Origin of the sequence: Chitinibacter fontanus (assembly GCF_013423785.1) — a bacterium.
In the GTDB taxonomy this organism is placed as follows: Bacteria; Pseudomonadota; Gammaproteobacteria; order Burkholderiales; family Chitinibacteraceae; genus Chitinibacter; species Chitinibacter fontanus.
This window is the reverse complement of the sequence record NZ_CP058952.1, coordinates 943,335-967,190: the sequence shown is the minus strand read 5'-3', so window position 1 is coordinate 967,190 and position 23,856 is coordinate 943,335. Positions and strand designations below refer to the sequence as shown.

At 48.7% G+C, this 23,856-nt stretch carries 21 protein-coding genes; 15 read left to right on the top strand and 6 right to left on the bottom strand.

What is annotated here, in order from left to right; genetic code table 11:
• Positions 1-7 precede the first annotated feature (7 nt).
• The 9 genes from HZU75_RS04615 (at position 8) to HZU75_RS04580 (ending at position 10,458) form a co-directional block, all read left to right on the top strand.
• Positions 8-1,267 (top strand): tyrosine-type recombinase/integrase, encoded by a 1,260-nt coding sequence (locus HZU75_RS04615; RefSeq protein WP_180308002.1) that lies wholly within the window; start codon positions 8-10, stop codon positions 1,265-1,267.
• 585 nt (positions 1,268-1,852) lie between these two features.
• The gene (locus tag HZU75_RS04610) at positions 1,853-2,401 is read left to right on the top strand and encodes an RNA polymerase sigma factor (protein WP_228028192.1); all 549 of its coding nucleotides are present in this window, start codon (positions 1,853-1,855) and stop codon (positions 2,399-2,401) included.
• Positions 2,401-2,955, top strand: coding sequence for a hypothetical protein (locus HZU75_RS04605; RefSeq protein ID WP_180308000.1), 555 nt, complete (start codon positions 2,401-2,403; stop codon positions 2,953-2,955). The genes HZU75_RS04610 and HZU75_RS04605 overlap by 1 nt, the downstream gene beginning before the upstream one ends.
• Positions 2,956-6,330: a UvrD-helicase domain-containing protein gene (locus HZU75_RS04600; protein ID WP_180307999.1), complete on the top strand. Its 3,375-nt coding sequence runs from the start codon at positions 2,956-2,958 to the stop codon at positions 6,328-6,330.
• 85 nt (positions 6,331-6,415) lie between these two features.
• Complete coding sequence (locus HZU75_RS04595; protein WP_180307998.1) at positions 6,416-7,168, top strand: multiubiquitin domain-containing protein; 753 nt, start codon at positions 6,416-6,418, stop codon at positions 7,166-7,168.
• Positions 7,143-8,324, top strand: a complete 1,182-nt coding sequence (locus tag HZU75_RS04590; RefSeq protein WP_180307997.1) for a ThiF family adenylyltransferase — start codon at positions 7,143-7,145, stop codon at positions 8,322-8,324. The genes HZU75_RS04595 and HZU75_RS04590 overlap by 26 nt, the downstream gene beginning before the upstream one ends.
• Entirely contained in the window at positions 8,321-8,809 is a 489-nt protein-coding gene (locus HZU75_RS17705; RefSeq protein WP_373279633.1) for a ubiquitination-like system serine protease family protein, read from the top strand. The genes HZU75_RS04590 and HZU75_RS17705 overlap by 4 nt, the downstream gene beginning before the upstream one ends.
• Positions 8,810-8,884: 75 nt before the next feature.
• Positions 8,885-9,862 carry a hypothetical protein gene (locus HZU75_RS17300; RefSeq protein ID WP_228028191.1) on the top strand — a complete coding sequence of 326 codons (978 nt, stop codon included), beginning with the start codon at positions 8,885-8,887 and terminating at the stop codon, positions 9,860-9,862.
• 137 nt (positions 9,863-9,999) lie between these two features.
• Complete coding sequence (locus tag HZU75_RS04580; RefSeq protein WP_180307996.1) at positions 10,000-10,458, top strand: lecithin retinol acyltransferase family protein; 459 nt, start codon at positions 10,000-10,002, stop codon at positions 10,456-10,458.
• 174 nt (positions 10,459-10,632) lie between these two features.
• Here the strand turns inward: HZU75_RS04580 and HZU75_RS04575 are convergent, their stop codons facing one another.
• From HZU75_RS04575 to HZU75_RS04560, 4 genes are all read right to left on the bottom strand, one after another.
• On the bottom strand, positions 10,633-11,763 hold the full coding sequence (locus HZU75_RS04575) for an HNH endonuclease (protein WP_180307995.1): 1,131 nt from the start codon (positions 11,761-11,763) through the stop codon (positions 10,633-10,635).
• A 30-nt stretch (positions 11,764-11,793) separates the two neighbouring features.
• Positions 11,794-12,462, bottom strand: coding sequence for a thermonuclease family protein (locus HZU75_RS04570; RefSeq protein WP_180307994.1), 669 nt, complete (start codon positions 12,460-12,462; stop codon positions 11,794-11,796).
• 81 nt (positions 12,463-12,543) lie between these two features.
• Entirely contained in the window at positions 12,544-13,809 is a 1,266-nt protein-coding gene (locus tag HZU75_RS04565) for a Y-family DNA polymerase (protein ID WP_180307993.1), read from the bottom strand.
• Positions 13,806-14,255 carry a LexA family protein gene (locus tag HZU75_RS04560; RefSeq protein WP_180307992.1) on the bottom strand — a complete coding sequence of 150 codons (450 nt, stop codon included), beginning with the start codon at positions 14,253-14,255 and terminating at the stop codon, positions 13,806-13,808. Before HZU75_RS04560 ends, HZU75_RS04565 begins: the two co-directional genes overlap by 4 nt.
• Before the next feature lie 60 nt (positions 14,256-14,315).
• Between HZU75_RS04560 and HZU75_RS04555 the strand changes: the two genes are divergently transcribed.
• From HZU75_RS04555 to HZU75_RS04540, 4 genes are all read left to right on the top strand, one after another.
• Entirely contained in the window at positions 14,316-14,978 is a 663-nt protein-coding gene (locus HZU75_RS04555; protein ID WP_180307991.1) for an SOS response-associated peptidase, read from the top strand.
• A 132-nt stretch (positions 14,979-15,110) separates the two neighbouring features.
• The gene (locus tag HZU75_RS17295; RefSeq protein ID WP_228028189.1) at positions 15,111-16,154 is read left to right on the top strand and encodes a nuclease-related domain-containing protein; all 1,044 of its coding nucleotides are present in this window, start codon (positions 15,111-15,113) and stop codon (positions 16,152-16,154) included.
• On the top strand, positions 16,154-16,534 hold the full coding sequence (locus tag HZU75_RS04545; protein ID WP_180307990.1) for an HIT family protein: 381 nt from the start codon (positions 16,154-16,156) through the stop codon (positions 16,532-16,534). Before HZU75_RS17295 ends, HZU75_RS04545 begins: the two co-directional genes overlap by 1 nt.
• Positions 16,531-17,589: an HNH endonuclease gene (locus HZU75_RS04540; RefSeq protein ID WP_180307989.1), complete on the top strand. Its 1,059-nt coding sequence runs from the start codon at positions 16,531-16,533 to the stop codon at positions 17,587-17,589. Before HZU75_RS04545 ends, HZU75_RS04540 begins: the two co-directional genes overlap by 4 nt.
• A 9-nt stretch (positions 17,590-17,598) precedes the next feature.
• On the opposite strand, the gene HZU75_RS04535 is transcribed toward HZU75_RS04540, so the two are convergent.
• On the bottom strand, positions 17,599-20,388 hold the full coding sequence (locus tag HZU75_RS04535) for a UvrD-helicase domain-containing protein (protein WP_228028188.1): 2,790 nt from the start codon (positions 20,386-20,388) through the stop codon (positions 17,599-17,601).
• A 591-nt stretch (positions 20,389-20,979) separates the two neighbouring features.
• Between HZU75_RS04535 and HZU75_RS04530 the strand changes: the two genes are divergently transcribed.
• On the top strand, positions 20,980-22,347 hold the full coding sequence (locus HZU75_RS04530) for an AAA family ATPase (RefSeq protein WP_180307988.1): 1,368 nt from the start codon (positions 20,980-20,982) through the stop codon (positions 22,345-22,347).
• Positions 22,344-23,156 carry a retron system putative HNH endonuclease gene (locus tag HZU75_RS04525; RefSeq protein WP_180307987.1) on the top strand — a complete coding sequence of 271 codons (813 nt, stop codon included), beginning with the start codon at positions 22,344-22,346 and terminating at the stop codon, positions 23,154-23,156. Before HZU75_RS04530 ends, HZU75_RS04525 begins: the two co-directional genes overlap by 4 nt.
• 201 nt (positions 23,157-23,357) lie before the next feature.
• Here HZU75_RS04525 and HZU75_RS04520 read toward each other — a convergent pair whose 3' ends face one another.
• Positions 23,358-23,774 (bottom strand): lecithin retinol acyltransferase family protein, encoded by a 417-nt coding sequence (locus tag HZU75_RS04520; RefSeq protein ID WP_180307986.1) that lies wholly within the window; start codon positions 23,772-23,774, stop codon positions 23,358-23,360.
• Between the last annotated feature and the right edge of the window lie 82 nt (positions 23,775-23,856).

Genomic DNA, 23,856 nt, shown 5'->3' with positions numbered 1-23,856 from the left:
TGTTGCTATGACCAAAAAGAATTTAACTGCACCCCGAGTTCATGCCTTTGAATGTGAGGAAGGTAAGCATCAGTCTTTTCTTTGGGATGCTGATACGAATGGACTTGGCGTTCGTGCCAGTCGCGGAGGTGGTAAGGCGTATGTTCATCAAGCTAAGCTTGATGGCAAAGCTATACGCTCTACGATTGGTGATGTGCGCACGTGGACCTTAGAGGATGCTCGCAAAGAGGCCCGACGCTTGCAAACACTTATTGATTCCGGTGGTGATCCTCGGCAAGCTAAAGCTGACCGGATTGAGGCTGCCGAAGTTAAGAAGGCCGAAATCGAACGCAGTAAGCTGGTGCTGGCTGACGTTTGGCCGATCTACGTTGAAGCTCGTCGACCCCGTTGGTCTGAGTTACATATTCGCGACCATTTGCGCGCAGTGCATCTTGGTGGTGAAGTCAAAGTCAGAGGAAAGGGTTTAACCGAACCGGGGGCGCTGGCTTCATTGTTGCCGGTAAAACTGTCCGACTTAAGTGGGAAACGAATTGGCTCATGGTTGGCTATTGAAGCAGCCAAACGCCCTGCACAAGCCGCGCTGGCTTTTCGTTTGCTGTCGGTTTTTGTGAACTGGTGCGACTCTCAAGATGAATATGCTGGGCTGATTCCTGCCGGGGCATGTAAAGCTAAACAAGTTAAAGATGAATTACCAAAAGGTAGTACCAAAGAGGGCGATTGTTTGCAGCGTGAGCAGTTACCAAGATGGTTTGCTGCTGTGCGTGGGCTAAATAACCCTTGTGCATCGGCCTATCTGCAAAGCCTATTGCTTACTGGTGCGCGCCGTCGCGAATTGGCGGGGTTGCAGTGGGCTGATGTCGATTTTGAATGGAATAGCATCACTATTCGCGATAAAGTCGAAGGTGAACGCACGATACCTTTAACGCCTTATGTTAAGCATTTGCTGCAAAATCTACCACGCCGTAATGAATGGGTTTTTTCTAGCCCATCATCTGAAAATGGGCAGTTAGTAGAGCCAACAGCACCTCATCGCCGCGCACTACTCGCTGCTGATTTACCGCACGTTACGCTGCATGGCTTGCGCCGGTCGTTTAATACTCTGTCGGAATGGACAGAAGCCCCTACAGGCGTTGTTGCGCAAATTATGGGCCACAAACCTAGCGCTATATCTGAGCGCCATTACAAGCGACGTCCTCTTGATTTGTTGCGGATGTGGCATGTGAAGATCGAGGTGTGGTTTTTGGAACAGGCCAAAATTGATTTTTAGTAGCAGATTGGGATGACAAAGTTACCGCTCACTTATGAAGTCACAGAGCGGTAACTCCGATCCAACCCTTTTTCAAAGTTGTAGTTCTTTTTTCCTAAAATCTGAGAGTACAACGTCTCGATTGCCGTGTACTGGTATTTACTTCGTTTGTAAAGTACGTGTATTGTACTAAGGCATCGGCGTCGGACTCCAACCCACCATGCTTGGGACAGAACCTGTAAGTTGACTCTGTATGTGGGGATTGACTCGGTGTCGATGGGATTAGTACTAGTAGCCCACCGTGGTGGATGTTTGTTGTTTATTCGATTTCGCGTAAGATTTGCGCATCAAGAACCTCCTCGGGGGAAGCTGGCCATGATACGGCCTTTGCGGAAAAAAACAGTGGGGGGCGCCCCGTATGTGCGACGCCAGGCGGTGGAGCTAGAAATTTCGGAACTTGAACGGCTCGAACCCTCTAAGCTTGTTGAACGTTGTGAGATATGGTCCAAGTCAGCCAATGGCTTTGTAAGCCCAGAGGCACTCTTATATTTCGTCCGAACGACCAGCGCTAACGCAGTTCATCATGACCTGCTGCTCAGGATTTTAATGAGCCGTTTGCTACGCCTCTTACCGAGAGCCGACAGTTCGGATGGAATGAGCACAGATTCCGGACTCCTAGCTATTCGTGACCGCGTAATGGACGCGTTTGTGGATCGACTCCTTGCTGACCAAGCTGAGTACGAAGATAAGCTCGATTACTTCGAGATTAATTTTAACCAAGCACTCGCAAAAGATCGCATGGATGCTAGTTCTCAAGTGTGGATTGAGCAAAATCGCTCAACTCCACTGGAGAACGAGGATGAAGATATCTCCGAGGAAGTGGAGCGTGCGATCGAGCACTATGATCCATATGATCCAGAAGAACTTGATAAAAAAGATTACCGGCTTTTGCTAGATGAAGCGATTGATGCGCTACCACCTTTGCAGAAACAAATTATTGAAATGTTGCGCTTAGAAACTCCAATCGTATCGAGCGACCCAAGTATCCTTACGATCAGCAAAGCCTTGGGCAAGGTGGACAAAACCATTCGTAACCAGCGCGATCGAGCCTTCGCGACGTTACGGCGACGCCTTGAGCGGAAGGAAGGCTTGTAATGAATCAAATGACCAAGGACGAAGTTCTCTATGCCTTTGCCGTGGAAGATGAGACGGGGCGCGACACACTACTACGCTATCTCGCCGCATATCCCCAATTTGCTCATGACCTTGTAGATATCTCACGAGAGCTGCATCGCTCCTTCTCAGATGAGCCCTTGTCAGCTGCAGAGATGCAGCGCGTGGATGTTGCCATCGCACGTTATCAAGGTGTGATGGTAAAGCAGACGTCCGAGAGCTTGGCTCCACAAGCCTTCAATGGGGCTGCAGAACTTATGCAACTTCCCCTGTCTGTCATGGTGGCATTTAGGGAACGTCGAGTCGATCTTGCTTCGGTGCCAACGCGTTTTCTTGAACGTTTAGCTGGGGCGCTCTCGACGTCGATGGAGCAGCTAAGCGCCTTCTTGCTGCAACCGGCAATGGTGTCTGCCGCACGGCAAAGCAAATCTCGTGTAAAACCAACCACTGCGGTCAAGGTGTCGCTCGAGAAGGTTTTGAGTGACGCTGGTGTCCAGGCGGATCGCATTCAATCGTTGATTGAACGGGGCGAATAAATGGATGCGCTCGAGCTTGCTCGGCAGCGTGCAGCGGAGCTGCATAGGGAAGTTGTCCGCCTAGGACATGATCCTTGGGCACCGTACGACTTCACCGTCGCAGAAGCAAAACATCGAGGCCTTACAGTCGAGAAGTGCGTACCGGGTGCCGATATATTGGATGGTGGGCGAGCGTTCTTTGATCGTGATGCTCGGCTTATCATTCACGAAGACGCTGGATCGTCCTTTGAGCAGGCCTTTCTAGTCGCACATGAAATTGGCCACGTCGAACTAGGCGATAATGAAGACGACGAAGGGCCGTATGCGATTGATATGGATCGTACGGGCGAAACAACTCCACAAGGGGTGGATCGCGTCGTCGACTACAGCCATCGACAGCGTCGTGAGGTGCAAATGGACCTCTTTGCTCGCGAATTCTTGCTGCCGCGTCCAGTTATACGAGAGTTGCATCTATCGCAGGCGATGACGTGTAGCGATATTGCGGCCCGGATCGGTGCGCCATTTGCGGTGGTTGCACAGCAAATGCTTGATGCTTTGCTTTTGCCAAATGTGGTATCCGAAGCCCCGTCGCAGACGGTAGATATTCCCTTGAACGAGATGCAACGCCAAGCAGCTGAGCATCGTGGGTCTGCCTACTTACTTCAGGCAGGGCCTGGAACTGGAAAGACACGTACACTAATCGCACGTGTGGAGAGCTTGCTGGACGAGGGAGTTGATCCTCGTCGCATTCTCCTGCTAACGTTTTCTAATCGAGCTGCCGCTGAGATGGCCGAGAGGCTCGCAAGAACACGCCCCGCTGCCGCTGCCGCGCTTTGGGTCGGCACCTTTCACCGGTTCGGTCTGGATATCCTCCGTCGATTTTTTGACCAGACCGACCTGCCGGAGGATCCACGCCTTATGGATCGAACCGAAGCTGTTGAACTGCTCGAGCAGGAGTTCTCACGGTTAGGCTTGGTCCACTATCGCGATGTGTACGACCCCTCGCAGCTGATAGCCGATCTCCTAAATGCCATATCGCGTGCGAAGGATGAGGTATACGATGCCACCCTGTACCGAGCTCTTGCCCAGCAAATGGCTGATTCAGCTAGGAGCCCGGCGGAAGTCGAAAATGCTGAGCGCGTATTAGAGGTAGCAACGGTATACGACGCTTATGAATCGTTGAAAAAGCAAGCCGGTTGCGTTGATTTTGGGGATCTGGTCCTGCGGCCAGTCCAGTTACTGGAATCGAATGATTCGGTCCGTTTGCAGTTACAGCAGACCTACGATCATGTACTTGTGGACGAGTACCAGGACGTTAATCGTTCCAGTGTTCGATTGCTGACTGCACTGAGGCCAGATGGTCACAACTTGTGGGTTGTTGGTGACGGCAAGCAGTCGATTTATCGTTTCCGAGGTGCGTCATCGTTCAATATTTCGCGTTTCGGACGCGAGGACTTTTCCGGTGGGCAGACAGCTTTTTTGGAACAGAACTATCGGTCTGTTCCAGAAGTTGTGAAGGCTTTCTCTGCCTTTGCGGCCGATATGCATGCTGGAGGTGAACATAGCCGGCTGGAGGCTGAACGTGCATCTCAAGGTTTGCCCCCTGAATTGTGTTTGGTTGCTACGGGGGATCTTACCAGCGCCGCGCTAGCTGAGAACATTGAGCTGATGCGACGAGAGGGCTACTCTTACCGTGATCAAGCAGTACTTTGTCGGGGCAATGACAAACTGGCGGAGTTGGGGCAGGATCTCGAACGACTAGGGATACCCGTGTTGTTTCTTGGAAGCCTCTTCGAGCGTCAGGAAATCAAAGATTTGATGTCCTTCTTGTCGCTACTCACCGACAGGCGTGCAATGGGCATGGTGCGCATCGCTTGCTGGCCTGAGTTTGCTATGTGTCTTGAGGATGTGGTGCATTTGTTCGAGCATCTCCGAACGACGAATGCGACACCAGGCGATTGGACTTCGGCCGCAGCTCATCTCTCACCCTCGGGACAAACCGCTCTAGTTACGCTTTCCTCAGCTTTGACAGGGTTTGATGCCGCCTCACCGCCCTGGATGGTTCTGGCCACGATCCTTCTCGATCGTACCCGAATGGCTGCACGCATAGCGGCATCAGACCGAATTGCTGATCAAGCGCAAGGCATTGCAACGTGGCAATTCCTGAATTTCGTGAGGGGACAACCACCTGGGCAGGGTTTGCCTATCGTGCGCCTTATGGATCGTATCCGCCGGTTACTCAAGTTGCGCGATGATCGTGATCTGCGGCAACTCCCGGCTGCGGCACAAGGTATCGATGCCGTTCGGTTAATGACCATTCACGGTGCGAAGGGCTTAGAATTCCCCATCGTCCATCTAACCGGTATGAATAAGGATGGTATGCCAGGTGCGTATAAACCCCCCAAGTGTCCCATACCTGAGGGGATGATCGCAGGGACAGCTGCCTCATCGGAGGAGACCGAGCGTGATGCTCAGGCACAGGAAAAGGAATGTCTTTTCTATGTGGCAATGTCACGTGCACGCGATCGGCTGCTTATGTATGCTGCACAAGCCAAAGCAAACGGATCCCAGCGCCCCCTCTCAGAGTTTCTGGCTCGGCTCGGCCCGATACAGCCGACATTAGTTGCTCCCAAACTTCGTTTGCCGCCTGCCCTCGATACAATTCCTGTGCCCGTAGAGTTTTCTGGACTGGTCAGCTTTAGCGCACAAGCTGCCGCGCTCTATGAAAAATGCCCGCGACGTTTTCTCTACACCCACTTGCTACAGGTGGGGGGGCGGCGTCAGGCAAGCGCCTTTATGAAGATGCATGAGGTAGTACGTTCAGTATGCCAGTCTGTAATCGAAAAGAACCAATCGTTGGGGTGGGAAGATGAGCTGGATACCGTGCTTGCGGCACATGACTTGAACTCACATGGCTATGGTGCCGAGTATCACTCTATAGCCACAGACATGATCCAGTTTTTTTTGGCGTCCCGATACGGTGCTACTGCAGAGGCTACGCAAACACTAAGTCTAGCCTTCGGTAATCAGCAAATTACCGTCCGACCAGATGAAGTCTTGATCAAGGATGGAGTTCAGACTTTACGAAATATACGAACGGGACACTCTCCGCGTAAAGACCCTACAGATCTCGCCACGGCAGCTACTCTGTTAGCCACCCAACATGTATTTCCAAGCGCCGCTGTAGAGGTGGTTTATCTCGCAGATCAGCAAATCAAGCCGTTGAGCCTCACACCGAGGCAGCTGACCAATAGCCTTGGCAAGCTGGAGGACATGTTGAGGGATATCCAAGCCGGTCACTTCGGGGCTGAGCGCTCTGAATACAACTGCCCTGGGTGCCCGGCATTCTTCGTTTGTGGAGCGATGCCATCCGGCACGCTGTGTAAGTCGTTCTAAAAAATTTTTTACCGGCGTCCTTCGATCAGTTCGATTAAGCCTATGTAGTCAGAAATCACTGGCTCATAACTTAAAAGGATCTGATATGAACACCAACGACGATATTGATGATGTGGGCCAGGCAGTGCGGGAAAACCGACCACTGAAGTCGGCTCAAGCCTACCGCATTTACCTCGCCCGCGATGGCGTAGAGTTTCAGCCAATCGCAGTGACCGACCCCATTCCGACAGGGCGGCAAATTCTGTCTGCTGCGGGTCTGGATGATCGTGCTGACTTTACGTTGTGCGCCATCCGGGTATCCGGGGACTTTGAAGAAGTGTCCCTCAATGAGACCTTCGACCTGCGTGGGAAAGGGGCAGAACGCTTCATTGCCTTTCGTACCGACAGGAATTTCAAACTCACGCTCAATGATCGTCAGCTGATCTGGGGGCAACCCACCATTCCTGGGGCTGTTCTTTACGCCCTTTCCGGTATTGGCGAGGATCAGGCTGTATTTCTTGATGTCCGAGGTGGCTCGGATCGACTGATTGAACCGAACGACCTCGTTGCTCTCGACGGATCTGGCGTGGAGCGTTTCATCACTGCACCGAACCCGGTTCAGGGCTACACAATCGTTGTGAATGCGCGTGAAGAGTCGGTGTCAGATAAGCGTGTCACCTTCGAGCAGGTGGTGCAACTGGCTTTTCCTGGTGCCCCCATCGAACCCAATGTTCGTTACTCCATGACCTATCGCCATGCTGCATCAAAGCCTCATGCAGGGGAGCTTGCCGAAGGCGGTTCGGTTGAAGTCAATTATAAAGGGACAATCTTCAATGTCACAAAAACTGTTCAGTCTTAATTCTGACCTTCGTCAGCTCCGTGAAGACGGTTACTTCATGCAAATCCTAGGCGGTTTACTGGTTATGCGCGAAGTACCTTACGTCGACTCCCAGAAGCAGATCCGGACGGGAACGTTAGTGTGTCCTTTGGACTTGGCAGGGGACGTGACCAGCAAACCCTCGACCCACGTTATGTATTGGGACGGTGACTTTCCGTGCCGAGCCGATGGCACCCTGCTTCAGGAAATTGCGCATCAATCCCAACCAACCAATCTGGGTCATGGCGTCAGCGCACGGCACTCTTTCTCGAGCAAGCCTCGATCAGATGGCTACGCAAACTTCCACGAGAAAATGTCTACCTACGCTTCTATCCTTGCGGGCCCGGCTGCAGTACTGCAGCCTGGGCGCAGCCCACGTATTTTCCGAGCATCCGATGATTCGGAGACCGATACCGTATTCAATTACATTGATACTGCAACTGATCGGGCGGGAATCGGTGAGCTGTCCGCCAAGCTCGAGGGTGAAGTCGTTGCGGTTATCGGTACTGGTGGTACGGGTAGTTATATCGTGGATCTGGTAACTAAAACACCGGTGCGTGAGATTCGCCTATTCGACGCCGATGAGTTCTTGCAGCACAACGCCTTCCGCGCTCCTGGAGCGCCATCGTTGGAAGAACTGCGGGATGCACCGAAAAAGGTCAATTATCTCAAAGGCATCTACGAGAAGATGCACCGCGGGCTTGTCGCCCATTCAGTCAAGCTCGATAACTCCAATCTTGCACTGCTTGACGGCACTACTTTTGCGTTCCTTTGTATGGATGCAGGTGAAGAAAAGCGGAGCGTGGTGCAGAAACTTGAGGCGTTGGGTGTGGGATTTATCGACGTCGGGATGGGGCTTGAATTGGTCGACGGTAGTCTGGGTGGCATTCTGCGGGTAACAACTAGCACACCGGAAAAGCGCGATCATGTCCATGGAGGGCGCATTTCGTTTGCTGGCGGGGGTGAGCGTGACATCTATTCCTCAAACATCCAAGTCGCCGATCTTAACGCACTCAATGCTGTTTTGGCGGTCATCAAATGGAAAAAGTTAAAGGGCTTCTACCGAGATTTAGAACGCGAGCATCACAGCACATATACGACGGACGGAAGCTTACTGCTCAATGGTGACCAACTATGATGCGCATCCACGTTCTTAAACCCCTGTTTGTACGTAGCATCCCGCGAGAACTTGAGACTGGCGTACTCTACGTGTCGTTGGACTACGGCACCGCAGTTCATTGTTGCTGCTGTGGTTGCGGGGAGCAAGTCGTAACGCCTCTGTCCCCAACCGACTGGAAAATAAGTTACGACGGGGATTCGGTCTCAATGACGCCTTCTATTGGCAACTGGCAGCTGCCGTGTCGTTCACACTACATCATCCGGCGAGGGCGAGTGATTGAGGCCGAGCCTTGGAGTACCGCGCGGGTAAATGCTGCGCACCTACGGGACAAAGTGGCCAAAGTTAGCTTCTATAGTCAGGAGAACACTTTGGACCAAGTACAGAAAGCTCAACTTTCTGATCACATGAAGTCAAGCACTCGCGCTCCACAACCTACTGATCGTCCAACGGGGTTCTGGTCTTCCATCGCAACTTGGATTCTGGGCGATAGGCCGAAAAAATAGCAAGTAGCAAAAAGTCGATTGATATTAGCGATGGATAGCATTACTTAACGGTGAAGCCTTAGAAGGAGGCCAACTTTGGAAATTCTTGAAGCTTATTGCGAAGAACTTGGGGGCGTAGTTGAAATCTACGAAGCGCAGGAAGAATACTTCGCACAACCAGCAGGCAATCGGCATCGCTTTGAATTCCGTTGCTCAGACGCCATGTGCCGTGCTACGAAAAAACCACTCGTGGTGGGAGTGAATTATGACAAGGACGCGGAAGAGTCTGACAAGTACCAGCAACCACACTTCAAATCCCACGCTAAACATCCTCACATCGATACATGTGTGTGGGTTATGAGCGACGTGGGCAGGCGGCAAGAGAGTCCAAGTGGATATGAGAGCGATTATGTTCGTCATTCACGCCCAAAGGCGACTAACGTTGTCGATGTCTTCGAACCGCGCCACTGTGACTCCATATTGGGAGCAGCTTCCGGAGATGCGTGTCCGCCAGCGATTGTTTTTAAAGAAACTGATCAGGGGAGTGCTGATCAAGTCAGTATTCGTGCAGGAATCTCGACCACATCTCGCTTGGAGAAACTGATCGATTGTTGGTCGAATATGGATCGAGAAACGCGCCGCTCCCATCAAGTTACTGTCAATGGTCGAACACTCACATACCATCAACTATGCCTTCGCATCATTACCATAACCGAAGAAGAAAACGGTACGCGAGTGGTGTACGGTGGTGCTTGTGTGAAGGCTTGGCCTGAGAAAGAACCGACTCACTATTTCATAAACTTCATGGATGAATGTGATCATTTTCCCGAAGTGGCAGAGAATAAGTCGCTAACAATCACCTTGCCCGTCAAACGTCTTAAGCAAGCGCGGCGCGGAGCCTTGCTAATGGATCGTATTGAGCAAGCATCGAAGTCGGGTCACTACCTGAAGGTTTATGCCTGGGGAGAAATCATCGCCCGAACCGGAAACAAAAAAGGCTACGAATTGAAAGTGGTTGCTTTGGACAATATCGTGCTCAAAGTTGTCAAGAAAAATCCAGCAGGACGAAAGTAATCGCCCATAAGCGACATGCCAGACTAGGTGCTTGCCTTCAGGTATCAATAGGTGCCTATTCACACCATGGCCTTTGTACCGGCCACAACCAAGTCATCCATTATTCCGGCTCATAGCTGTGTCAAGGTCAATCTGGTTTGATTGAAATTGTTAGTCTGGATGAGTTTTGCCAAGGCAATGGCTACACCAAGCAAAACTATGCAATCCGCAAGTACAGCCGTGAGGAAAGCGTAGAGCGTGCCAGATCAAGGCTTGGTGAGGATTGGTACGATGTACTGCTCAATATCTTCGAGCACTTTGTAACGTGGTGCATCATGGGTATTCACCACAGCCAACAAGTCAGCAAACTGATTGCTGCAACAGCATTAACCAAAGCCACGTTAGCCATTCCAGCCGTAGTAGGTCGCATGATGGCAGATCGAGTCATCATGCCCAGCGTGCGGACCTCTTCGGTTGCGACATCAACTGCAAGTGCAGGCATGACTTCTGTTGGGCTTGTATCCACTTGGGGGGGCGCTCCCACTGTCGCGCCGTTGTTAGTCACTCTAGAAGCTGGAGCTGTGCTCGGTTACGGCGTACAAAAAAACACAGATTGACTGTTTGAATAATCCCGAGCAGGAGCAAGGAGCACCTTGCTTCCCGTTGGGTAATTTTTTGAGCTGTTAGTTTGTGTATCACGTACAGCGCTCTTCGTCATATCGTATTCGGTCATGAAACTATGCAATTGGCTTGGCAGCTGTTCAGTAGGTAATCCACCGAGAAATTGATCGCTACTCAGTAGGTAGAAGGCCAATTTCTTCTTCTTTTTTCTTCAAGCGCGTCTGAAGCTGCTTATTCCACTCAATACCGTCCTGACCAGAGTGAATACGCCGATGGCATGTAGGACAGATCGCACCGACCCAGATAGGGTGATCTAGTCCGTTATCTGCTAGACGACGTGTATGATGTGGCTCTAAATATGGAGTGCCATTTTTCTTCATAAATGGTGCAGGCTGGTCGCAAGCTTCGCAGATACCCTTGGATCTTTTCAGAACATAATTGCTAACTTTAGCGCTCCGCTCATACCATGAGCGTTTAGTTTCACTTGCTTTCGAACCCGCTTTGTTTGTTTTTGAAGCTGCATATGCTGCTGCTCTTAAATCTTCAAACGATTGGCTAGTATTTACAGCTTCCAGTTGAGTTTCAATATCGGTTGCTGCAGTTTCTACCGGTATTAAATTGAAAATTATAAGCTTCCTTTTTTGATTTTTTTTATCATAGCCATTCTTTTCATGCCACGAGCCGCACTCAAACAAACCTATGTAGCGAACCCCCTTGCCTTTTCCCAAATCTTCAAATAAAAGAAGGTCTTTTCCATTATTTCTATGTTCACGAATTGCTAAATTTCCATTCGTAAATGTCATATCACCAGTCTGGCCTTCCCCTGTGTACAGAAAAACACCATCTTCAGTCCAGCCGTCTCTATATCCATAGTTTTTTCCATTATCACCTGTGAATAACAAAACAACCGGAAATTCTTTTGGTGTCCAAATCCCGCACTGAAGCTGGCCTCCATATTTCGCCAATAGATCTTTTCGGAAATATGTGGTTCCTTTTACAAGGGCTATGCTTGGATTATTTGCTTCCATTACATTAAAGCCCAAACGTGCCAAGGCAGGAATAACCGTAGCAACACCACCGTTGAATTCACTAGCTTTTAGAGGAGTGCCATGCTCGTAGCCATATGCCACACCGGCAATAGCCTTGGAGTCATAGATGTTTCCTTGGTATTCAAGTGGATATAAGCGAGAATTCTTGTACCCATATTTCTTTAAAAATTCATCACGACCAAGTTGATCACATTCCGCAATTGCTGCCCTTACAGCATCAGCGCTAGTAAGCAATGAAAGAGGGCTTGCCATTTAAATCTCCAGTTACAAACGATAATTTGTTCAACTACAAAGTTTCTCGCACGGAACTCCGTCGCCATCACCATCGATCTTTGTGGCACCGCATTGCTGTAAATAGAACTTAGCTTCTTCGCACGATGACATTTCTTTGCAGTAGCGTTTTGAGCCACAGGTAAAGCTTGAAGCATTAGTTGTATTGCTTTGCTGCTTATGAACAGGTGTAGACGGTGAAGTGTTACTTGTTGTTGTCGTTTTGCCGCTGTGACGCCATTCCCAAGGGGCCGTTGGATTGGCCTCAGACCAAAGACCTAACTTTGCCAATTTTGCTTTGGTTTCTGCATCACGGTATTTCGCATCTTTTCCATACTGAACGTAAAACCACGCCATGCCGCGTTTGATTTGTTCCAAATTGGCATCTACACCGCCAACCATGATTTTCCCGACAGTCCGTCCGTATTTGTCTGTGGTTTCAACCTCAACGGTTACGTTCTTTCCGTAAATCAATTCCGACAGCGATTGTTTCGAGCGTTCGCCAAAGGCTTGTGCTTTTTCTGGTGCATCAATTTGAGCTAATCGGATTTTGACTGGTTTACGATCCCCAGTAAGGACGGTAGCCGTATCACCATCACTGACGCCAATGACTTGACCAGAAATTTGTTGCGCAAAAATAGGGGCACAACAGAAACAGAGAATCAGAGTGAGTAAACGCATGGTTGTTCTTTCTTGTTGGTTTTCGAAGGTTAATTATATTTGAGTGTCAATCTGAAGGCTCGTTAAGGACGAAGTAAGCAATTACTTAACCACAGGTAAATCACTCCATCGCGTGGTCCAAAACGGCGACAGACTGTTTTGCTTCATTTTCCAGGCGTGATGTGCTCCTGCGCTGGCGAGGTGAATACTGCCTCGACCCCAGCGGCGATTAATTTCATCCATCGTGGCATTGAGTTCAGCTCGTTTCATCGGGTCTGCCGTTTGCAGGAATAGATGGCCTTGAATCGCGGTATTGGGCTGAAGGTCGCTGAGCATCACGCCCGCTTTGGCATAGCTAAACCCCGGCTGGTAAATGCGTGCCAACATCCATAACGCGACTTGGGTGAGTTTTAAGGTGTCGTCAGTGGCTTGGGACAAGGGCAGCATCACATGCCGACTGTATTGCGGGTCTTTCGGTCGAAATGGATTTGTGCGAATAAAGATACTGAGGCTGGCTGCTACAGATTTTTGCATTCTTAGCTTTTCAGCGGCTCGCGCGATATAGGTACTAATCGCTTCGGCCAATTGTTGCTCGGTATAGATCGGCTGGCCAAAAGAGCGCGAGCATAAGATCTGCTGCTTATCCGGCTGCATTTCTTCGATCTGAATGCAGGGATGGCCATTCAGTTCTTCTACGGTACGTTGTAGTACCACGCTATAGCGTGCCCGAATTTGCTCCGAATTTGCTTGGGCTAAATCAGCTGCACTGTAGATCCCTTGCTGATTTAAGCGTTGCGAGATTTTACGCCCCACACCCCAAACTTCACCGACTTCAATCTCGCGCATAATTTGTAACTGTTGATCAGGGCTGAACTTGGCCCATTCGCATACACCAGCAAACCCAGTACGTTTTTTTGCGATGTGGTTGGCCAGTTTGGCGAGCGTCTTTGTTGGCGCAATCCCGACGCACACGGGTAAACCAGTCCACTGCATCACTGTTTGTTTGAGGGTTTGACCGAGTTCAGTGTAATCACCGCCGATACCATTTAAACCCAAGAAACACTCGTCAATTGAATAGATTTCCTGATGCGGGCTAAACATCCCAAGCACCCGCATTACCCGATTACTCATATCGGCATACAGGGCATAGTTGCTGCTGTAGGCAATCAGGCCGGTTTCTTTGGCAAACTCGCGTAATTGATGCCAAGGCGCACCCATCTTCACGCCCAGCGCTTTGGCTTCTGCCGAGCGTGAAATGACACAGCCATCGTTATTTGATAACACGACCATGGGTTTGCCTTCTAGCTTGGGCTCGAACACCCGCTGGCAGCTGACATAAAAGTTGTTTACGTCGATCAGCGCAATCATTTCGGGCGCACAATCCAGGCAATGACCACGCCCCAGACCGATAATTCTTGCTCATCACCGAGCACAATGGGTGGGTAGTCGGGATTCTCGGCCACCAAAGCTAAGTGCTTGCCGCGTTGGAACAGCCGCTTCACGGTAAAGTCGCCATCAATCGCCGCCACCACAATGTCATTGTGTTTGGCTTGAATTGCACGATCGACAACCAGCGTCGCTCCATTGGGAATGGTACGCTCGGATAAATGACTGACCATGCTATCGCCCGATACCGTAAAGTAAAACGTTGCCTCTGGATGGCTAATTAAGTGCTGGTTGAGATCGACCCGATCTTCAACCCAATCGGCAGCAGGTGAGGGAAACCCTGCGGGGACTGATTCACCAATCCAAGGCAGGTAGTGCACTGCTGGATTGGGATCAACTGGAAATGGCCCCTGCAAAAAACTCGTCATCGCAGTATCCTTATCTGAACTGGAATCAGACTATTATAGAACGAACGTTCTCTTTTTGCGATGTGCGTTAATTATTTAACTATCCCGAAGCAAACCTTGTTGAGCCATTTTGAGGCTGCGCCGCCCGATGAAGATTGGCCTGCTGAAGTGTGGCAAGACTATCAAGCCCCAATCTTGGTTGCGGGTGATATGGCACGCCAAGCCATCATCGCCAACTATGGCTTCTTACCGCAGCGCAAGCTCCCGCAAGGTACGCGCTACAGCACAATGAATGCACGGGCTGAAACGATTTGGGAATTGAAAAGCTATCGCGGAGCATGGCGCAACAGCCAATTTTGCTTAGTGCCGATGCTTGGATTTTTCGAGCCATGCTACGAATCAGGTAAAGCGGTACGCCATCAAATTAGCCTCGCCAGCAATGAACCCTTTGCTGTGGCCGGCATTTGGCGCACGTGGGAAGAAGAAAACGGCCAACTAAGCTATTCATTCACCCAAATCACCATCAATGCCGACGATCACCCACTGATGAAGCGAATGCACAAACCCAACGATGAAAAACGGGGCTTGGTCATCATCCCTGAACATGACTACGATGCTTGGTTAGACTGCAACAACGCCGAAGTGGCTCGAACTTTCCTCAGGCACCTACCTGCGGATGACTTGCGAACAATTGCGGCGCCAAAGTTGAAAGTGAACTCCCCAATGGGGTTTCTATTTGAATAGAACTTTTGCTTGATGCCTAGTCATCTTGCGTGGCATGAATTGCGCAGTGCGGTAGAAGAGTGAGTATTTTGGATTTACTGTAATGATTAAGGTTAGAATTTTGCTTAAATTCAATCGCAAGGCGTAAGAATAATGATTGTGAAGGCCCCTGACTCAAAGCAAGCCCAGTTAAACGAACTTAATCTCCTGCTGGAGAGAGGTGATTTATCCACCCAGCAGCGAGAGAATATTTCGAGTGAAATATATCGAGTTAAACAAGGCGAAGTCGGTGAGCAGAACAGTGCCTATGAAGTCGACTTCTATTTGAAGGACTCAAAAAACTGGATGGTTATTCATGATCTACGCATTGAGCATAACGGCCGTGTTGCTCAGATTGATCACCTTCTAATTAATCGAATGCTTGAGGTCTACGTGATTGAAACCAAGAATTTCAACGCAGATCTTGAAATCAATGACTCCGGTGAATTTACTGCGATATACCCTAAGAAAAAGTTCGGTATACCGAGTCCATTGGCGCAGAATGAAAAGCACATTGTGGTACTTAAAGACTTGAGTAAGACTTTACCGCTTCCAACTCGACTTGGCGTAACACTGCATCCCGACTTTATAAGCGTCGTCATGGTCAGCAAAAATCAACGAATTTCGCGTCCACAGAAATACGACACCAAGAACGTGATCAAAGCGGACGGTATTTTGGAGTGGATCACCAAGACCAATGCCGAAGATGTTAGCTTTGGACGAGTATTTGGTGGGTTAGCAAAGTTCGTTTCGAGCGATACGCTTCAAGATGTCGCCGAGGTTTTTACTAGGCACCATCGGCCCCATAAAACCGATTACATTGCCAAATTTGGCCTTGCCCGAAAGGCGAGTGCGTCCGGGGAAAAGCCTGATGTAGATATTGAAGAGCCAAAATCTGGCATGGTTAATCAGGCTGACTCTTCAGAAAGCAGCAAACTCACAAGCTCAAAATTAGCAAGTAAACTTGGTTTTAAAAACACCCAAGAACTGATTAATCAGCTAGTAACACAGGGTTTGGTTGAGTTCTCAGAGGGGAAACCCAAATTAACTGCATCTGGTAAAGCCGCTGGTGGAGAAGCTAAATTTAGTCCGAAGTTTGGTCCGTATTTTATCTGGCCTGAAAATTTGTTAGTGCCTAAAACCCCAGAGAAAGTGTAATGCCGTGTCCTTTTTGCGCGATGCCTGTTGAACGTGTAATTGCAGAAAATGAATCAGGGTTTGTTATCCGTGATGGTTTTCCGGTCTCTCCCGGCCATACATTGATCATTCCGCACCGACACATTGGTTCGTTTTTCGAACTAAATCAACAAGAGCGTGATGATTTATTTGAACTGCTGGATCAGGCCAAATTAGTGCTGGATCAAGAGTTCAAACCAAACGCCTACAACATCGGTATCAACGATGGTCCTGCTGCGGGACAAACAGTGCCGCATTTGCACATTCACCTGATCCCCCGTTTTGACGGTGATATGGCAGACCCACGCGGCGGGGTGCGGTATGTGATTCCTGAAAAAGCTGACTACTGGACAGCCCGATGACCTCCATTCCAACGGCGCAGCAGCAACTGGACTTTATTGCAAAAATCCAGCGCTTGTTTGCTGAGGGTGATTTCTCCGCCACTTACAAATATGCGCTACTGATCGCTCTGACTGAAATTGCCGTTGAAAGTGACGTCCAAGATGGGCGAGAACTTGTCGTTTCAAACCGGCTAATTGCGGATAAATTTATTGAACTGTACTGGAAGCAAACAACACCTTACACCTCAGGATTACCGGAAACAATTCCTGGAGTACTGGCGCAAAATCATGGCGTGCAAGCTGCTATTGTGAATGCCATTTCAGAGTTTAGAAGCACGTACTCGATGGGGATTAATACGCTGAATGCTGCCAAAGCGCATGAGGCGTATCGTTCTTTGCAAGGGAAGGTAGCCACAGTTGTATCAGCCCAGCCGCTTAATTATTTACAAAACTACGGCGGAGCAACCCACGCGTTTATTTATGCGCGTGATAAAGGACAAATCCTGCTGCTACCCGGCGTTGTCTATTGCCTACGGGCCTTTCAAGGATTAATCCAACAACTCGCACGTGCGCGCTGGGTTGAATATGTCAAAAGTCATAAAGATAACCGCTCAATAGTGGGGCAGGCTGGTGATCTTGAATCTTTCATGTTCGAGACCTCTCGAGCGAACTTAATGATTCTGGGTAAATTGTTAAGAAAACTCGATGGGCACCATTGCTTCTATTGCGGCGTTGTCATGCAATCTACCGATGTCGATCATTTCATTCCATTTTCAGCATACCCACGCGATCTCGGTGACAACTTTGTCTTGGCCCATGCAAGTTGCAATCGTAGCAAGTCAGACAATTTGGCATCACTGACTCACCTAGAAAATTGGCTTGAGCGCAAACAGCAGAAACAAGATGATTTACAGAGCATTGCCAGCGAAGCGGGGTTTATATTTGATAGCCAAGCCAGTAAGTCAGTAGCACATTGGGCCTATTCCTCCGCGCTAAATGCGCAAGGTTCTGCCTGGGTCAGAAGCCAAAGCTATGATTTGATTTCCCCGCGTTATCTCACTGCCATTGAACGTTAAAGCAAAGCACTAGTGCTGATAATTCCGCTCAGTGTTCGATCTTTCTATTTTTGATTTATGTTTGCACTTCGGAAAACGGCTACACGCTAAGAAAGGGCCATATCGACCGTTCTTTTGAATAATTGTCCCTTCATTGCAGGCTGGACATACCGTAACCTGACTAGCTTTGCCCTCGATATCAGTCACCTTGATTTGATGGTCTTTGACTAGCTCAGTCACAAATTTGGATTCTTTCCCTTCGATGGTCAGGATGGATACGCCGAGCTTTGCGCGTGTTAGTGCCACATAGAAAAGCCGACGCTCTTCGGCATTTTCGTAGTTGTCGCCATGGGGCATTGCCAATTGCAGCACTGGATCATCTTCAATTCTGCTTGGAAAACCCAATGTTTCTGAGGTCACGCGGGGAATGATGATGTGATCCGCTTCTAAGCCTTTGGATGAGTGCGCAGTAATAAATGCGACCTCTAGTTTCGATGTGTCAAAGTAACGCGGAAGATAAGCACGATCGCGGTTATATCGCCCTAAGACATAGACCTTGAGTTTTTTACTTGGATCTTGGTGGGAGCTGGCGATGGTTTCGAGTATTTTTTCGATTGCACTGCCCATCCGAGACTCATCACGCACACGAATGATTCTTACTGGATCGGCGATATTGGGTTTAGCCGACCGAACCTTCTTTTTGAGTTGCTTGGGATTTTTGGCAATGAATGCACTACTGATATCACACAATGCCTGAGGGCAACGGAAGGTGGTTTCTAATTTCAGCGTGACAGACTTCCCAAATAGCGCTTCAAAATCGGTCATGACCGATAAATCTGCGCCCGCAAATCGATTAATACTTTGCCAGTCATCACCCACGGCAAAAAGGCATGTATTGGGTGTCTTTGCCAAATTGGCGACTAGGCGTGCACGCGCCTGACTCGCATCTTGAAACTCATCCACCATCACCAATTCATAGGTGCTTTGCCATTTACCCTGTTCGATACAGTCGCTGGCGAGATTGAGCATATCATCAAAGTCAATGCAATCTTCTCGTCTTAAGCGATCAGCCCATGCTTGCCAAATCTGTTCAAAAAGCTGAATAAATACCAGGCTACGAAATTGAAAATGTCCGCCATGACCTGATTGAAGTTTTTGGCGAAGCGCAGCAATGTCGATTCGATTGCTTTTAGCATGTGTGAGAAACGAGCGGAACGTATTAGCGAGCCTTGGGTTCTCAATCGGCTTTCTACCAGGTACGGGTCGGTCTGGATTCGGATCCAGCTGAATCCCTCGTTCACTGAGTTCATTTGCAAGGTGTTGAAATGCCTGTCCCGACCAGAGTTGTGCCATGGTGGTTTCAATCAGCTTGGTGCCAAATTGAGCATGCACCTTGCGTTTCCAGAGCAAGCTGTCCTTGTATCCCTTGAATTCTGCAGGGGGCTCACCCTTTTCATCGAGCGCCCAATGTTCAAGATAGGCATCGATATCAGGTAAATAGAAGTCAGGGGTATATTGCCGATGCTGGGCATCTGCAGTGGAATGAGCATATGAAGGTTCATATACGTATTTCACGCCGTTATAAAAAAACCAGTTCGCGATTAATAGTTCACCTCGACTTTTGACCACTTCATTGTTCAGCGTCCAAAATCCATCGGTTTTCGTTGTCGGGTTCCACGAATCAGGATTGCTGGCTTCTTTGCCAAACTCTGGCAAATCCTCACCCAGGACGAGCCTAAATAAGTCCCAGTTGGTTCGAAATTGCAGGTCTCTGTCTTTCAGGTCATCTACCATCTGAAGCAGCGCTTCAATATCTTGGCCGTTATCGAGCCACTTGGCCAATGATGGTTTTTTCCCAGTCGCTTGGCCGATGACACTCAAACCAAAAGCATGAAATGTGCTTGCTGTGACTTGCTCTGCCGAAAGGCCCAGTGGTGTTAGGCGTGCTTGAATCCGTTCTCTTAGCTCCTTGGCAGCTTCATTGTTAAACGCCAGCAGAAGTATCTTGTCCGCCGCAAAATAACCTTTTCGTAATGCATAGCCGGCTTTGGCAACCATGGTTGACGTTTTGCCCGAGCCTGCAGCAGCGACGAGCAGCACACGATCATCAAAGCACACGACGGCTTTGGCTTGTTCCTCTGTGAGCGGGGATTTTTCGACGCTATCAAAAAAGGCTTTATTGATGCTCAATTCATTGGCTAATTGGCGCTCATTGATGCCTGAAGCCACCTCATCGAATGACCGTTGCCAGACCTTGATGGCGGATTGAATATGCGCAGGCTGTGTTTTGATGTGCTCAACAATTTCTGGTTCAGTGAAAATTTCTGTTGGAATGTCGGTGGGTTTGTTTCTACTGTGAAGCGAAACGAAATCCTTGGATAGCCAACCGCGTTTGGCCATTTGTGATGTACTCGCCTGGCTCACTCGATTGACCCATTGCACAATCTTGCTTATCTGGCTGCTAAAGTCCCTGATCTGCGCGTCAATATACCTTTTGCGCTTTTCAATATTTACTGCCGCTCGTATGTGTTGAACTAGAGCGCGCGCATTCTCGTTAGGAATGCCATCAACCTTGTATTCTTTGCCCTTGGTGGTTGGAAAGGTGGCTGCTGCCCAGAAAATACCTGGGGTGATGCGCAACTTTTCCAATTCAAGGATATCGCCTTGTTCAATCTGTCCGGCAACCTTTAGTTCGAACTGGTTTTGCATTATCCTCAATTGCCAATCAGGCGCAGAGGTGAATGCTTTTCCAGCTGAAGTGGGGCGCCAAATATTTTCTGTTTTGCCACTTAAGCATTGATCGGCTGAGTATGTAGGCAAGGTCTGTACTCTGAAATAAAGGTATGTGTAAGCGCTGTTTGCTGATCACTAGCACTGTTCCTGCGAAGTCTTATTTAATTTATCCACCCAAACGTGGATTACTGCTCACTTTGATAGTCGAGTTTAAATTATGCAACAGGCGATTGTTGGCCAAAAGCGGTCACTTATATTTATCAATATCCACCTAAATTGGCACCTGAAATCATTGAGTTACATTAGTTCTAGAAGCCGCGACTAATGATAAGGACGCTCATATAGATTCATCAGTATTACTTCATTTGCTTGCAATTTCATTTTATATTCTTCAATGTGCCGTGCGTTGCGATTGACACGCAACGCCCATAGGCGACAAGCTGCTACGATAACATCGTATACGAAGCCAAAGTCCTTGTGGTATGGCTGTAACCCTCGAAGAAATCATCTACGTGCCAAATGCTCAAGTTAGGATTATTTTGATCATTTTTTCAGGGCGCTAGCGATAAAAATACTGGTTGTTCGCCAGTTGCCGCAGTATTTCATGCAAGTACCAGACTGAGTAATTATCAGTAATAATCTTGCTTTGTTTGAACACCGACTACGAGTGTAAATTGTATGTACCTGAGACAACTGAGTCTTAGAAATTTTCGATGCTTTGAATCACTAGAAATCGACTTTCACCCCAATGTGACAGTGCTAATTGCATCAAATGGTAGCGGTAAGACTACCGTACTTGATGCGGCAAGAGTTGCGCTTTGGCCGTTCGTCAAAGGCTTCGATCTTGGCAGTCAAACAGGAAAAGGCGCGACGATTCAAATCTCAGATGTTCGCCTTGCATTACAGGTAAATGGCAATATGGAGCCTCAGTTACCTAGTAAGATCGAAGGAAATGGCAAGTGGAATGAAACTGAACAGCCTTGGTTGCAAACTCGTGAGCGGATCAAATCAGGGACAAATACGCTAGGGGATGCGAATACAAAAAAACTTACGAAGTTTGCTAATTACCTAGAAAAGCGTAGCCGCGATGATCAAGACCCCGTGATATTGCCACTCGTGAGTTACCTTGGCACATCTCGTCTATGGTTTGAAGGGAGATTCACTTCGACAGCAGAAGATGTGGCACTCAATACAAGCGACTATTCCCGTACGTCTGGATACCTCAACTGCCTATCGTATTCTTCAAGTTTCAAAACATTTACTGCATGGTATGGCTGGATGTTTAGGAGCTACCGAGAAGAGCAGATTCTTGCAATTGAAAATAAAGAGTCACTCAGTGACACGGGTAAGCGTTTTGCAATTGTGATTGAGGTCATCAAGAACGCAGTCGACGCATTGGTCAAGGAGGCGACGGGCTGGCACGGGCTGGAATACAAGGCAAGCCAAAATCAGCAACTAGTTATGACCCACGAGCGTTTCGGCAGTATGCCTGTTGAGATGCTGAGCGATGGCATTCGCAATGCTATTGCCATGGTGGCAGATCTTGCATTCCGCGCGTATAAATTAAACCCGCATCTGGGCGTAAATGCCGCGCTGTTAACGCCTGGTATTGCCATGATTGATGAGGTTGATATGTTCCTGCATCCAGCATGGCAGCAGACCATTATTGCCTCACTACTGAGCGCCTTCCCCAAAATTCAATTTATCGTAAGTACTCATAGTCCGCAAGTACTGAGCACTGTTCCATCTGAATGCATTCGAATTTTAAAAGATGGCAAAGTTTATTCTGCGCCGCCAGGCTCAGAGGGAGCGGAGCCGGGCAGACTACTTAAGCAAGTATTGGGCCTTGAAGATGCACGCCCATTTGGTAATGAAGCAACAAAAGAACTGAGAGAGTATTTGTCATTGGTTGACAAAGACCAATGGGATAGCCCGCGAGCCAAAGAGCTCCGACAGAAACTCGACGCACGCTATCAAGGCAACGAACCAGAATTACAGGAAGCTGATCTGCGCATCGAAAACCGAAAGTGGGAGTTAGGTGAATGAAGCGTGTGCTTAAGCAAGAAGAACCTATCTTACTTACAAACTTTCGAAGAGCAGTTCCTCAAAGCACGTGGAATAATATGAAAGATGATGCACATTTTGGAGGGCCTGCAGCTTATAAAGAGTGCCGTAAACAGGTTCTGGCTGCTCAAGGTGGAATATGTGCCTTCTGTGAAATTGACATTAGTGACAATGATTCACTCAAGTGCAGAGTAGAGCATTTTCATCCTAAATCGGATATTTCGCCTGCGCATAACTGGGCTCTGGACTGGAGCAATCTGCTTGGGGTGTGTGCTGGTGGGTCATACAAGTCTGGCTCCGCTCCTTACACACTGGAACCGCTGGCCCAAAATCTAAGTTGCGATGCCTATAAAGATCAGATGATTCAGTCTAGGAAGTTATCTGAGCAATGTGAAGGTTGGATTCTCAATCCCATTCAACTCGCTGCCAGCCCCAGCCTCTTTCAGATCGATAAGAGCACTGGCAAATTACTTCCAAATAGCCTCCACTGCGCTGCGATACCGGCGTGGATTGGTAATAAACATGCAGATATTGAAGCGTTAGTGCAGCACAGTATCATCATGCTAAACCTCAACTGCGATCGTCTGTGCCAAGCTAGACTCGTACTTATTCGAGACATTGAGCGCAACAAGAAGAAACAACGCGATCAAGGATTTTCTGCCGCAGAAGGTCTAAATAATCTGGCGACTCATTATCTTAAGCGACGCTGGCCAGGATTTTTCACAACGATTCGGATTTGTCTTGGCGCAGCGGCGGAGAATCATCTTGCGATGATGGAATACCAGGGGTGAGATATGACAGCACAGATGTAGGGGGACGACCTGCCTTCTGTAGTTTAATGCAAAGCCACAATTCAGGTTACTGAAGCAGATAAGTAGCTGCTTTGTCCGAGCTGCTGGCGCTTGCGAGACAATGATGATCGTCTGCACACGATAACAAAAAAACTAGCATGGCTACTCCATAATGGAGTCGCCATGCTTGCATTTATGCCTTCAAAAAGAATTCGGATCCCGACCTAATAATAATTTTGCTGCAATCACACACACTGGCACGACATCCAGTGCCGCCGCATCAATTAATCGGCTTACTTGATGGCTGCGGTGAAACCCTTGAATGCACCAAGTTACAAAGTGCTCGCAGTTATTCAGTAGCACGTTGTACCAATCTTCACCGAGTCTGGACTTAGCTCGTTCAATGCTGGTTGCACGGCTAAAGGTGCGAAATGGGTAAGTTTGAATGGTGTAGCCGTTGCCTTGGCAGAATGTTTCAAGATCGACGATTTCAATCACGCCTTTTTCACTTTTGCCAAACGATGATCCCGAGTAATGAATGACTTTATTGCAGCCAATATAAATGCCATGGTGCGAGTAGCCGATACGGACTGAAATCAGGTGATCGCCTTTTTCCATGATGTAGCTCCAAATAAAAATGGCAATAAAAAAGCCCCAGATCACTCTGGGGCTTGGTTAGCAGTGGCAGCCTGTGGGGCAT

What these genes read in the sequence shown, in the direction of transcription:
- HZU75_RS04615 (WP_180308002.1), top strand. Translation starts at nt 8, where the DNA reads ATGACCAAAAAGAATTTAACTGCACCCCGAGTTCATGCCTTTGAATGT.
- HZU75_RS04610 (WP_228028192.1), top strand. Translation starts at nt 1,853, where the DNA reads ATGAGCCGTTTGCTACGCCTCTTACCGAGAGCCGACAGTTCGGATGGA.
- HZU75_RS04605 (WP_180308000.1), top strand. Translation starts at nt 2,401, where the DNA reads ATGAATCAAATGACCAAGGACGAAGTTCTCTATGCCTTTGCCGTGGAA.
- HZU75_RS04600 (WP_180307999.1), top strand. Translation starts at nt 2,956, where the DNA reads ATGGATGCGCTCGAGCTTGCTCGGCAGCGTGCAGCGGAGCTGCATAGG.
- HZU75_RS04595 (WP_180307998.1), top strand. Translation starts at nt 6,416, where the DNA reads ATGAACACCAACGACGATATTGATGATGTGGGCCAGGCAGTGCGGGAA.
- HZU75_RS04590 (WP_180307997.1), top strand. Translation starts at nt 7,143, where the DNA reads ATGTCACAAAAACTGTTCAGTCTTAATTCTGACCTTCGTCAGCTCCGT.
- HZU75_RS17705 (WP_373279633.1), top strand. Translation starts at nt 8,321, where the DNA reads ATGATGCGCATCCACGTTCTTAAACCCCTGTTTGTACGTAGCATCCCG.
- HZU75_RS04575 (WP_180307995.1), bottom strand. Translation starts at nt 11,763, where the DNA reads ATGGCAAGCCCTCTTTCATTGCTTACTAGCGCTGATGCTGTAAGGGCA.
- HZU75_RS04570 (WP_180307994.1), bottom strand. Translation starts at nt 12,462, where the DNA reads ATGCGTTTACTCACTCTGATTCTCTGTTTCTGTTGTGCCCCTATTTTT.
- HZU75_RS04565 (WP_180307993.1), bottom strand. Translation starts at nt 13,809, where the DNA reads ATGATTGCGCTGATCGACGTAAACAACTTTTATGTCAGCTGCCAGCGG.
- HZU75_RS04560 (WP_180307992.1), bottom strand. Translation starts at nt 14,255, where the DNA reads ATGACGAGTTTTTTGCAGGGGCCATTTCCAGTTGATCCCAATCCAGCA.
- HZU75_RS04555 (WP_180307991.1), top strand. Translation starts at nt 14,316, where the DNA reads ATGTGCGTTAATTATTTAACTATCCCGAAGCAAACCTTGTTGAGCCAT.
- HZU75_RS17295 (WP_228028189.1), top strand. Translation starts at nt 15,111, where the DNA reads ATGATTGTGAAGGCCCCTGACTCAAAGCAAGCCCAGTTAAACGAACTT.
- HZU75_RS04545 (WP_180307990.1), top strand. Translation starts at nt 16,154, where the DNA reads ATGCCGTGTCCTTTTTGCGCGATGCCTGTTGAACGTGTAATTGCAGAA.
- HZU75_RS04540 (WP_180307989.1), top strand. Translation starts at nt 16,531, where the DNA reads ATGACCTCCATTCCAACGGCGCAGCAGCAACTGGACTTTATTGCAAAA.
- HZU75_RS04530 (WP_180307988.1), top strand. Translation starts at nt 20,980, where the DNA reads ATGTACCTGAGACAACTGAGTCTTAGAAATTTTCGATGCTTTGAATCA.
- HZU75_RS04525 (WP_180307987.1), top strand. Translation starts at nt 22,344, where the DNA reads ATGAAGCGTGTGCTTAAGCAAGAAGAACCTATCTTACTTACAAACTTT.
- HZU75_RS04520 (WP_180307986.1), bottom strand. Translation starts at nt 23,774, where the DNA reads ATGGAAAAAGGCGATCACCTGATTTCAGTCCGTATCGGCTACTCGCAC.